This is a genomic window from Halorubrum sp. B53 (assembly GCF_059752395.1).
This window is the reverse complement of record NZ_MWTH01000011.1, coordinates 165,116-176,664: the sequence shown is the minus strand read 5'-3', so window position 1 is coordinate 176,664 and position 11,549 is coordinate 165,116. Positions and strand designations below refer to the sequence as shown.

Here is an 11,549-nt window from a genome sequence, read left to right as displayed (position 1 = left end):
ATCATGAATACGACACCGAAAACCGACGTCTCGGCGTACCGACATTGCACTAATCGCGAGCTACTTTCATCCCTCCGGCCCCATTCTCTGCTGCCGCGAGACACGTCGCGAGCGGCGGTACCGTGCCGACGGTGATTCTGCCACACGTGCTACTTATTCGGTTTTCGAGTGAATCGAGTCTGCGACCGTGGCCTTCCCACGTTGATCTCGGACGCGTCGGGGGAACGTTTAATCACCGCCTCCGTCGAAGTGGGTGACATGGTTCGAACCGCCGTCAGCGGAGGCCGTTGAGCGTGGCGGGAGCCGTCTTCTGGGCGCTCGTCGCGCTGGCGACGCTCACCAGCCTCGCCACGGCGTGGGCGCTCGGCGCCAACAGCAACTCGCCTCCGTTCGCCCCGGCGATCGGCGCCAACGCCATCTCGACGATGCGGGCCGCCTTCCTCATCGGGATCCTCGCCGCGCTCGGCGCGCTCACGCAGGGCGGGGCGATCTCCGAGACGGTCGGAGCGGGGCTCATAAACGGCGTCCAGATAACGTCGCTGGCGGCGACGGCGGGACTGCTGACCGCGACCGGGTTCATGGCCTTCGGCGTCTACACCGGCTATCCGGTCCCGGCGGCGTTCGCGACGACGGGGGCGATGGTGGGCGTGGGGCTCTCGCTCGGCGGCGACCCGGCGATCGACACCTACCGGCGCATCGCGCTCTTCTGGGCGCTCGTTCCCCCCGTTTCGGGCGGGCTCGCCTATCTCACCGCCACCGTTCTCCGACGCGACGACATCCCGGAGACGGTCGGCGTCCCGCTGCTCGCGGCGGTGGTCGGCGGCATCGTCGCCAACGTCCAGCTGGGCGTCATCCCCTCGCCGCCCGACGCGACCCAGAGTTCCGTCGCGGGGTTCATCGCGCGGCAGGTCGAGACGCCGACGGTCGCCGATATCGATCCGGTGGTCGCGCTCGTCACGCTGGCGGCCGCCGCGGCGTGGTTCCTGGCCATCCGCCGGCGGACGCAGGCGTCGGTCGAGGGCGGCATTCGGACCTTCCTCATCGTCCTCGGGAGCGTCGTCGCCTTCTCCAGCGGCGGCAGTCAGGTCGGGCTGGCGACCGGGCCGCTCGAGAACCTCTACGGGGTCGAGCTCGGACTCCCCGGCATCGTCCTGCTCTCGCTCGGCGCGACGGGCATCCTCGCGGGCGCGTGGATGGGAGCGCCGAAGCTGCTCCAAGCGACCTCCCGCGAGTACGCGCAGTTGGGGGTCAGACGCTCCATCGCCGCGCTCGTCCCCGGGTTCATCATCGCGCAGCTGGCCATCGCGCTGGGGATCCCGATCTCGTTCAACAACATCATCATCTCCGGCGTCATCGGCGGGGGGCTCGCCGGCGGATCGGCGGGCGTCTCTCGGCGGAAGATCGGTGTCACCCTCGGGTTCTGGCTGATCACGCTCGTCGCCTCTATCGCCATCGGGTTCGGGCTCTACAAGGTCTTCGCCGCGGTGCTCGGCGGGTGACGAACCGGGTAAGCGGGCGACCGTCAGCGGACGACCGTCAGCGGACGGCGGTCAGCGGACGACCGTCAGCGGACGGCGGTCAGCGGACGACCGTCAGCGGACGGCGGTCAGCGGACGACCGTCACGGTCACGGGGGCCTCGCTGACGACGGTCGTCGCCACGGTTCCGAGCAGTCGGCGAGCGATACTTCCCCGCTCACCGCCGTGCCCGCCCATGACGACGCGGTCGACGTCGTGAGCGGCGACGTACTCGAGAATGACCTCGGCGGGGTCGCCGGTCTCCACCGCCGTTTCGATGGATCGGTCGGCCTCGCTCGCTCGCGTCTTCGCCCGTTCGACGACGCTCTCGGTGCGATCTCGAGCCGTCTCACGGCGGTTTTCGTCGGGTTCGAGAACGCCGCCCTCGCTCATCGTCGCGTCGATCGGCGTCACCACGTTCAGAACGGTCACCCGACAATCGAAGAGCTCGATCGCCTGTGTGAGCGCCTCGTCGGCCAGCGGCGACCCGTCGAGCGGGACGAGGACGTGCGATGGCGCCATACGACGGGTCGAACCCGCTCGCACATAGTAACAGCGGTCGTCAGAGGGCGGTCGGCTCCCCGGTCGCCCGACACGGGACAGACGAGCCCCGATGACCGACTCAGCAGAGGAGGTCGGTGTGAGGGCGTCGACACCGCGTCGGTCTGTGAACCTTTATTAACCGAGGGCCGATGGTCCAGTCGTGTCATTTCCCCGCGCCCGGCCGATCGACGACCTCTACGAGGCGGTCGCCGGACACGACCTCGTCGTGGTTCCGGACGCGCCGCTGGCGAGCGCGCTGAACCGCCGCATCGACCGGCCGCGGCTCGGCTCGTTCGCGATCACGCCCCGCCGACTCGCGGCGGGGCGCCGCGAGGAGGCCGAGGACCGGATCGCCTTCCTCGAACTCGTCGACCAGACCGACCTCGACTGGAAGCGCGCCGCCTACGCCGTCGGGAACATCCTCCAGTGCTGGGAACACCGCGGTCGTCTCGACGCGATCCTCGATTACGACGCGTACGTCGACGACGCCACGCGGCAGGCGGTCGAGCACGTCGCCGCCCTCGACACGACGTCTCGTCGACTCACCGACTACCGCATCGACGACGCGAACGATGTCGCCGTCGTCGGCGAAGCCCAGCTGACGCGACTGGAGCGAACGATCCTCCCCGACGAGTACGACGGGGTCGACCTGTTCGGCGACCGGGAGTTCGACCGGCCGCCGTTCCACGTCTTTGACTCGGCGACGACGATCGTCGACGCCGTCGCTGACGCCGTCAGCGAGGCCAACGCGGACGACGTCGCCGTCGTGCTCGATCGGGGGAGCGAGTTCTCCGCGCTCGTCGAGTCGGCGCTCGAAGCCGTCGACGTCCCGTTCTACGGCGGGCCCGGGTTCGCCGACGACCCCGACCACCGCGCGTTCGTGCAGCTCCTCCGCGCCGCGCACGCCGGCAGCGACACGCGCGTCGGCGAGATACGCCCGCTCCTCGCGCGGCTCGGCGCCTCGGTCGACGTCGAACACGACGAGAAGCGGCTCTACGAGACCGACGAGTCGACGCTCGACTGGGTCGTCGACTTCTGTGAGCGCGTCGAGACCCGGACCGTCGCCGAGGCGCTCGGCCGGTTCGAGGACCGGACCGGCCGCCGGCTCGACGCGTTCCGCGAGGAGCTGGAGACGCTCGGCGTCGCCGACTCGCGGGCGACCGAGCGCGTCGTGGACCGGCTCGCCTTCTACCTTCAGAGCTACGAGGTCCCGGTCGACCGCGAGAACGAGGGGGTGCTGCTCGCCGACGCGAAGTCGGCCGCCTACGTCGACCGCCCGGTCGTCTTCTACCTCGGACTGGACGAGGACTGGACCCACTCGGCGCCGCGACGACCGTGGGTCGACCGGGACGCCCAGTACACCCGCAACATCCGCGGGTTCCAGCTCCTCCTCCAGAGCGGAGCGACGCAGTATTACCTCGTGCGGGACGCGGAGGGCGGGTCGCCGGTGACGCCGTGCCTTTACTTCGAGGAGCTGCTCGACGAGGAGTTCGAGCGCTTCAGCGACCTGGAGTCGGTGACGCACTCGCGGAACATCTATCCCACCGGCGAGGGCGCTCGCTCCGGCGACGGGGACCGCTTCCGTGAGGACGATCAGTCGGACGAGGACGACCACTCGGGTGAGGACGACCGCTCCCGCGAGGGGTTCGAGCGGGAGCCGACCGGCGTCGTCCCCACCGAGGTGTCGACCGTCAGCCAATCGACGCTCGGGACCTACGTCAACTCCCCCCGCGACCACTTCTTCGGGAGGCTCGTCGACAGCCCGGATACGGACTACTTCACGGAAGGAAACCTCTTCCACGACTTCGCCGAGTTCTACGTCGCCCACCCCGACTTCGTCGACGGGGCCGTCATCGACGAGGTCGTCGACCACATGCTCGCCGAGACGCGGCCGTTCCTCCGGTCGGTCGACGAGGCGACGCGGCGGACGAAGTACCGCGCCGGGCTGGAGACCATCGCCGAGTACTTCGAGGCGAACCCGCCGGTCGACGGCGAGTTCCTCACGGCCGCGAGCGGTCGGGGGAGCAACGCCTTCGCCGACCGGTTCGACCGGCCCGTCGACTCGCCGGTCACCGAACGGTGGTTCGAGAACGACGACCTGGGACTCAAAGGGAAGATCGACCTGGTTCACTCTCCCACCCGCTTGGTTGACCACAAGAGCGGTCGGCGCAAGAGCGCCTCCCGAGTCGTCGGGAACTCGGCGCTCGATCCGCCGAGCGACTCGCCGAACTTCCAGGCGCTGCTGTACCTCACCCACTGGCGCTCGCAGCGCCCCGACCGGCGGCTGGAGTTCACGTTCTTCCACTTCCTGGAGACGCTCGACGACGTCGTCACCGGTGAGGCCGACCTCGACGACGCGCTGACGACGGTTACCTACCACCCGACGCCGTTCGAGGAGTACGCGCGCTCGGAGGGATTCTTCGACGGGCTCGTCACGGACGGCGCGAACGACTGTCAGAAGACGCTCTCGCAGGTCGAGTACGCGGACTACGCCTCGGTGTTCGACGAGGCATCCCTCCCCGAGACGACCGATAGCGACGACCTCGTCGACTCGGCGTTCGGCGAGGCGCTGACCGCGCGGATGAAAGAGCGCGTCGGCGACTACAAATACGTCGCGTCCGGCTGTCGGCAGGCGTTGCGCCAGCTGGCACGCGCTCGCGGACGGGCCTTCTTCGAGGGCGACCTCGACGCGTTCGAGGCGTTCGTCGACGAGCGGCTCGCGGAGCTGAATCGGCGGCGCGCCGGCGACGAGCGGTTCCCGGTCGACGGGCTCGGCGGCGAGCCGAACTTCCGGTACGTGGACAACCGCGACCTCCTCCTGGAGGGCGACCGATGACCGACCTCGAGCCGAACGACCGGCAGCGAACGCTCATCGAGGGCACGGAGGGGCTCTACCTCGTCGACGCCGGCGCCGGCACGGGGAAGACGTTCACCGTGACGCGCCGCTACGCGAACATCGTCTCGCAGGAGGGCGTCGACCCCGACGACGTCCTCCTCGTGACGTTCACGAACAACGCCGCCGCCGAGATGAAGGAGCGCATCGTGGGCCACTCCCGCTACGGCACCCGCGAGCTCGCGGACGCGCCGATCCAGACGTTCCACTCGCTGTGTCACGATTTGCTCGAGGAGCACGGGCACGCCGCCCCGACGCACCTCGGCATCGACGACCGCATCACCGGGTCGACGCGGATCGTCGAGAACGAGCTCGTCGAGGGAGCGTTGTTCGACGGGTTCCTCGACCGCTTCGGCGACGACCACCCCGAGTACGACGACGTCTTCCGCGCGCTCTCGGACCCGGGCGAGCTGCTCGGTCTCATTAATCAGCTCGCGGCGAAGGGCGTCTTTCCGACGGCCGACGGCTGGTACCGCGACGGGGAACGCCACCTCGACGGCGACTTCGCGGCGTTTAAAAGGCAGTTCGACGAGCTGAACGAGCCGCGGAACGGCGGGAGCAGGCAGTCGACGCTCCGGTCGGCGCTCGGCCGCTACGGCCGGAACAAGTGTTACCTCCCGGACGCCCCCGAGAAGGAGGCGATCCGCGGCGGCGGCAAGGCGGTTCCCGAGGGGCTCGCGGAGCGCGTCTTCGACGACGACCGGGAGGAGCTGAAGCGGTTCGTCCACGACGTCTACCACGGGTACCTCCGGTTCGCGCTGCGGCGGAACTATCTGAACTTCGGGATGCTCCAGCTGTTCGCGTTCGTCCTGCTCTGCGAGGACCACGCCCTCCGCGACGACGTGGCGTTCGAGTACGTGACCGTCGACGAGTTCCAGGACTCCAGCGAGATCCAGTTCAAGCTCGCGCTCCTGCTCGCGGACACGGACAACCTCTGTGTCGTCGGCGACTGGAAACAGAGCATCTACGGCTTCCAGTACGCCGACGTCGACAACATCGTCGCGTTCGAGGACCGCCTCGACCGGTTCGTCGACCAGCTGAACGCCGACCGCGAGCGCGTCTCGTTCCCGACCCGCCCCGTCACGACCGTCGAGCTCGTCGAGAACTACCGCTCCACGCAGGCGATCCTCGACTTCTCGGAACACGCCCTGCGCGTCCCCGCGGCGAGCCGCGACGACGTCGACGCGGCGGCCGTCGACGACCGGATCGTCTCGCTGGAGTCCAACTCGGACCGCGACAACACCGTCATCGAGGCCATCCGAAGCGACGAGGAAGCGGCGGCCGTGCTGACGAAAATACAGGACATCGTCGGCAGCGAGTCGTACCGCGTCGAGGGAGACGACGGCGACCTCCGCGCGCCGGAGTTCGGAGATGTCGCCGTGCTGACGCGCACCCGCGACTTCGGGCGCGAGCTGCTCGGAACCGCCGAGGAGTACGGGCTGCCGATGGCGTACGAGGGCGGGATCGAGCTCTTCCGGACGGACCAGGCGAAGCTGCTGCTCGCTTGGCTTCGGATCCTCGAGGACGACGGCGACCGCGGCTGGGCGGTCGTGCTCGAGCGGGCGGGCTACGCGCTCGACGAGGTCGATTCGATGCTCGACGCCGAGACGTACCCCGAGAACGCGGCGGCGTTCCGCGAGGAGCTCCGGTCGACGGCGACGGTCGGCGGCGTCGCGCGGCGCGTGTTCGCCCGCTACGGCTACGACGGGGCGACCGCCGACGTCGTCCTCCACACGGTCCAGTCGGTCCACGACGCGACGACGCAGACGCGCGGCGACCTCATCCGCTTCATCGAACGCGGCATCGACGCCGGGAGCACCCACGACGTCCACGCCGGCGCGGGAACCGACTCGGTGACGGTCCAGACGATCCACGCCACGAAGGGGCTCGAACACCCCATCGTCATCCTGGCCAACATGAACAGCGGGCGGTTCCCGCCGGCCGGAGGTAACGGCGGTGTCGTCACCTACGACGACCCCGTGGGGCTCCGGCAGCGGAAGGTCTATTCGGCCGACGCACACGGGACGCCCCACGTCTACGATAACTGGCGGACCGACGTGCTCCGGGCGTGCACGCCCCGCGACTACGACGAGGAGCGCCGCCTCCTCTACGTCGCGATCACCCGGGCGGAGAGCCACGTGGTCCTCTCCGCCGGCGAGGACCCCAACACCTTCATCGAGGAACTCCCGGTCGAGATCGAATCGATCGTCCCCGACGTGACGGCGCGCCCGACCGGAACGGCCGAGGGGACCGGACTGGAGGTCGAGACGCCGGTCTCGGCGGGGCCGCGCGGCCACACGCCGCACACGCTCATGCGGAACGAGGTCTTCGAGGCGGCAGAGGGCGGTCGCGGGACAGAGTTCGGAACCCGAGTCCACGAGTTCGCCGAAGCGTACGCGCTCGGCGAGGACGTCGACCCGCGGAACGACGACGAGGCGCACGTCGCGCGGTTCCTCGATGGCCTCGACGGCGAGCTGCTGGTCGAGGAGGACGCCTACCTGCCGCTCGCGGTCGACGGCGAGCGCGTGACCGTCTCCGGCGTCGTCGACCTCGTCCACGTGACGCCGGACCGCGTCGAGATCGTCGACTACAAGACCGACCGCGGTCGGCACGGCGAACCGGAGTACCGCAAGCAGCTGAGCGTCTACCACCACGTCGTCCGCGAGGCCTATCCGGAGCGCGAGGTCGGAACGAGCATCCTGTACACGGAGACCGGGACCCGGCATGCTATCGAGCCGCTCTCGCTCGACGCCATTCGCGAGTTGATAACGGAAGCGGACTGAGCGTCGACGTAGCTTCCCGGGCGGGCGAGAGAATCCCGGCTGACCGCAGTCGTTCCGTGTCTCTCCGCATAGAGATCGAGAACCACAGACACGGCGGCGCCGCGTTCGACTCGCGTCGGATCACGTGGTATCGGTAGACGGTCGTCTCGACCGACAGAGAACCGGAATACAAATAGCCGAACAGCGACAACGACACATATCCAAATGACCGAAGACAGCGGCTCCAAACGCGTACCCAGTCAACCGGTCGTCGTGCAAGAGGACACTCACCAGAACGAAATCCCCGATAATATCGACTCGGAGTTGTACACGGCGGACACCCCGACCAACTCGTTCCACGAGTTCACGATCGAGGCCGGTGACGACCTCGTCGAGGCGCTCCGCGACAACGGCTACACGGTGGAATTCAGGGACCGATAGCACAACCGGTCGTTCTCAGGGACGGGTAACACAACCGGTCGCGCGCTAGGCGACCGACAGATGCGACGCATCCTTTTCAGTGAGATCACCGATAACCAGTACAGTCGGGAGCGTCGTCGCCGGACGCGGTTGCTCAGACATGCGCTTCATTCTCGGTCCTGCGGTCGAGAGGCCGCCCGAGCGCCGGGAGGGGGCTCGGTATCAGACCGACGGTCGACTCAGAGTCGGGTGATCCGTCCTTCCGTTTCCGGAGAGATAGGCGTCCGTTCCCGAATCCGGTCGATCACCAGCTGAGCGAGGCCTGTTCCGCCGGCGTCGGTCCGCGTGGCGCCCGACAGCATGTCGTACCCGTCGCCGCCATCGGCCATGAAGTTATTCGTCCCGACGGTGTAGGTCGCCTCCAACTCCAGCGGGTCGCCGCCGACGGTGACGTCTGCCGGATCGACCCGGTCGCCCGGCTCGGCCTCCGGGTCCCACGCGAACTCCATGCCGCTGACCTGCGGGAACCGCCCCTCGAGGCTCTCGACTTCGCTGACGCCGTTCTCCAGGGCGTCGTGGAGCGTCTGGCCGCTCACCTCCAGTTCGGTGGTCGTGTTGCCGAACGGCAGGATCTGGCGGATGAGCAGATCGGTGATGTCACCCGGCGGGTACAGCGTGTTCGTCCGGATCCCGCCGCCGTTCTGAATGACGACGTCGGAGCCGACGGCGTCCCTGACCGCGTCGGCCACCAAGTTGCCCGAGTTGGTCTCCCCCGTGCGGAGGTCCTCGCTCACGCAGTTCAGCGGGACCGTGGTCTCGCCGATCACCTCGCTGTCGACCTGGCGCCGGTAGAAGTCGGCGACCGCCTCGACCGCCTCGTTCGGCTCGATCTCCTCCTCGCTCACGTCGTACACCGACCGGTCGTGCGACCGGATCCCGTCGTCGCCGACCTCGAGCGTGACCTCGCCCAGGTAGTCGTACTCGTCGCCGACGAACGAGAGGACGGTGTCGTTGATCTCGACCGCCTCGTCGAACTGCTCGGCGGCGTCGTCGCCGACGATGACGTCGATCCCGTCGACGTTGGGAGCGATCTCGTTGCGCGCCAGGTCGTTGGAGACGTGAGACATCACGACGACCACCTCGGCGCCGTCGTCGCGCATCTCCGGAACCACCTCGTTGAGCGCATCAGTCGGGTCTTCGACCGTCGCGTCGCCAAGGCTCGTCACCTCTCTCGCCCGCGGCGTCAGGACGCCCGTGACCCCGATCGACACGCCGGCCAGCTCGACGATGTCGTAGCGCTCGGCCCCCTCCGCGCCGGCGAACATCTCACCGGATGGCTCGTCGACGTTGGCGCTGACCCACAGGAAGTCCTCGGTCTCGGAGACCCGGGTCCGGAGCACGTCCGGGCCGAAGTCGAAGTCGTGGTTGCCGAACGTGTCGTGGGTGAGGTCGCCGGCCTCGAACGGGTCGATGACGTGTTGCCCCTCGAACTCCGACGACAGGGCCGACGAGCCCAGGTCGTCGCCGGCACCCAACCGCAGCGTGCGGTCCGGTTCGGCGAGGTCGTCCATCAGCCCGAAGTAGCTCTCGATGTTCTCGTTATCGTTGGCGTCGGCGGTCCCGAGCCGCCCGCCGACGTGGGTGTCGTGAAGCAGCGTCAGCGACTCCGTGGCCGGTTCCGTCGGCGTCTCGTCAGCCGTTTCGTTCTCCGTCTCATCCGGGGAATCTGTGGTGTTGCCCCCGTCATCGCCTTGGTTACAGCCGGCGAGCGCGACGCTGACACCGGTGGCGCCGAGATACGAGAGCACTGTCCGCCGTCGCAGTTCGCTATCCGACATGACAGTTCAACGACTACCGCAGCGCAATCGTTTCACTTAGGGTAACGGATATAATTGCGGGAATATCGCCGCAAAAGAGGTCAGTTCCCGGGCGCTCCTCCCTAATGGTAAGCGTCGCCTTCGACCGATGGTGCGTCGCGCGGTCCCGAACGTAGACGTGGACGAACGACTCGCGGACCGTCGTCGGCACCTCCCACACGACCGCCGGAAGCCGGTCGAGGTCGGTCTTACACCCGAGCGGCGCGCCCATCGCCACGAGACACCGCCCGAGCACGGACGCGTCGGTTCCGAGAACGACTTCGGTCGCGCGGCTGCTCGCGTGCTCGCGGCGAGTGGTCGTCTCGACGCCGACGCGGTCGAACGCCGCTCGGATCTCGTCGACGTCCACGCGTCGGCCGGGGGTCACGGCCGGCGCGTAGCTCTTTTCGGGCGATGCTCCCGCCCGCGAGGACGTGCGCGAGCAGCTCGACGAGCCCGGCGGCCGCGTCGCTGTCGGGAGTCGGATCGCGCCAGCCTCGCTGTGACGCGGTGTGGACCCCGCTCGCGGGGTCCGGGACCTCGTCGTCGAGCCAGCCGCGAACGCGAGACGAGGGAGGTCGAGGACGTTCCCGACCCGCGTTCGTCCGGCGTTCGGGTGGTCGGCGGCGTAGTCGAGCACGCGACGGAAGTCGAGCACCTTCTCCCACGGGTCCGGGTACTCTCGGTCGCTGTACGTCCGCGCGAGAGCCTGGGCCGTGGGATCCGTGCGAACTGATTACGCGCCAACTGGTTTCACCTTGCCCTTCCAATTTTCGGCCGTGATATTCCGGACAATAACTACATAAGGTCGGCCGTTAAATCAGTTAGTAACCAGCTAACCGTTCGGAACGGATCGGCCGTTCCGTCGGTGGACCGCTGGGTTCAAACTATGAAACCAAGCAACCTGTTCAACTCGGACGGCCGAGCGGTGAGTCCCGTTATTGGGGTTATCCTCATGGTCGCAATCACTGTAATTCTGGCCGCCGTCATCGGGACGTTCGTGCTCGGACTCGGGGACTCGCTCGGGGATAGTCAGCCGACGGCGCAACTAGATGTGAACGTGGAGAATGATACCACAACTGCAGGTCAATACAATCTTGAAATTGAGCACAGCGGTGGTGATCGGATCGACTCCCAGAGTCTTAACATAATCATAACTGACAGTGACGGCGATGAAGCTAATGCAAGTGGAGAATTCGGTGACGCACTAACAGTTGGTGACATCCAAACCGGGACATTCGGTGTTACCGACGATAGTACCGCAACCGAGGATCTCCGCATTCGTATCATTCACACGCCGAGTGATTCGGTCTTGCTAGACCGAACGATTGAGGTAGATGATATCAGCACTATCAGTGGCGGCGACATCACGTTCTAACTGACTACCTCCGCCAGCCCAATATTTTTCGATATTTAAATCCAATAGCGGTAGTGTTCCGCGAATTCGTGATCGTCTCAGAGTTATACAGATGTCGCGCATTCTTAATACTCCCTTACTCTCCAGCAAGTACGCAAGAGCGGTATCGATCCACAAGACTCACCAGCGGGTCGTCGTCGTG

At 67.3% G+C, this 11,549-nt stretch carries 7 protein-coding genes and 1 pseudogene; 5 read left to right on the top strand and 3 right to left on the bottom strand.

Annotated features, from left to right (window positions below; all coding sequences use genetic code 11):
- Positions 1-293: 293 nt before the first annotated feature.
- The gene (locus B4V06_RS09260; RefSeq protein WP_123111988.1) at positions 294-1,499 is read left to right on the top strand and encodes an inorganic phosphate transporter; all 1,206 of its coding nucleotides are present in this window, start codon (positions 294-296) and stop codon (positions 1,497-1,499) included.
- A 107-nt stretch (positions 1,500-1,606) separates the two neighbouring features.
- Here the strand turns inward: B4V06_RS09260 and B4V06_RS09255 are convergent, their stop codons facing one another.
- Positions 1,607-2,038, bottom strand: coding sequence for a universal stress protein (locus B4V06_RS09255; RefSeq protein WP_123111989.1), 432 nt, complete (start codon positions 2,036-2,038; stop codon positions 1,607-1,609).
- Between the two features lie 181 nt (positions 2,039-2,219).
- Between B4V06_RS09255 and B4V06_RS09250 the strand changes: the two genes are divergently transcribed.
- The 3 genes from B4V06_RS09250 (at position 2,220) to B4V06_RS09240 (ending at position 8,155) form a co-directional block, all read left to right on the top strand.
- Positions 2,220-4,895, top strand: coding sequence for a PD-(D/E)XK nuclease family protein (locus B4V06_RS09250; RefSeq protein ID WP_498169360.1), 2,676 nt, complete (start codon positions 2,220-2,222; stop codon positions 4,893-4,895).
- A complete protein-coding gene (locus B4V06_RS09245; protein WP_498169357.1) occupies positions 4,892-7,735 on the top strand; it encodes a UvrD-helicase domain-containing protein in 2,844 nt (947 codons plus the stop codon). Before B4V06_RS09250 ends, B4V06_RS09245 begins: the two co-directional genes overlap by 4 nt.
- Before the next feature lie 204 nt (positions 7,736-7,939).
- On the top strand, positions 7,940-8,155 hold the full coding sequence (locus B4V06_RS09240) for a hypothetical protein (RefSeq protein WP_123111992.1): 216 nt from the start codon (positions 7,940-7,942) through the stop codon (positions 8,153-8,155).
- Positions 8,156-8,373: 218 nt separating this feature from the next.
- On the opposite strand, the gene B4V06_RS09235 is transcribed toward B4V06_RS09240, so the two are convergent.
- Together B4V06_RS09235 and B4V06_RS09230 are read right to left on the bottom strand one after the other, a co-directional pair.
- Positions 8,374-9,972, bottom strand: coding sequence for a bifunctional metallophosphatase/5'-nucleotidase (locus B4V06_RS09235; protein WP_498169353.1), 1,599 nt, complete (start codon positions 9,970-9,972; stop codon positions 8,374-8,376).
- Positions 9,973-9,985: 13 nt separating this feature from the next.
- A pseudogene (locus B4V06_RS09230) lies at positions 9,986-10,648 on the bottom strand (hypothetical protein).
- A 231-nt stretch (positions 10,649-10,879) separates the two neighbouring features.
- Between B4V06_RS09230 and B4V06_RS09225 the strand changes: the two are divergent.
- Positions 10,880-11,368 carry a type IV pilin domain-containing protein gene (locus tag B4V06_RS09225; RefSeq protein WP_498169350.1) on the top strand — a complete coding sequence of 163 codons (489 nt, stop codon included), beginning with the start codon at positions 10,880-10,882 and terminating at the stop codon, positions 11,366-11,368.
- Positions 11,369-11,549: the final 181 nt, after the last annotated feature.

What these genes read in the sequence shown, in the direction of transcription:
- B4V06_RS09245 (WP_498169357.1), top strand. Translation starts at nt 4,892, where the DNA reads ATGACCGACCTCGAGCCGAACGACCGGCAGCGAACGCTCATCGAGGGC.
- B4V06_RS09240 (WP_123111992.1), top strand. Translation starts at nt 7,940, where the DNA reads ATGACCGAAGACAGCGGCTCCAAACGCGTACCCAGTCAACCGGTCGTC.
- B4V06_RS09235 (WP_498169353.1), bottom strand. Translation starts at nt 9,972, where the DNA reads ATGTCGGATAGCGAACTGCGACGGCGGACAGTGCTCTCGTATCTCGGC.
- B4V06_RS09225 (WP_498169350.1), top strand. Translation starts at nt 10,880, where the DNA reads ATGAAACCAAGCAACCTGTTCAACTCGGACGGCCGAGCGGTGAGTCCC.
- B4V06_RS09255 (WP_123111989.1), bottom strand. Translation starts at nt 2,038, where the DNA reads ATGGCGCCATCGCACGTCCTCGTCCCGCTCGACGGGTCGCCGCTGGCC.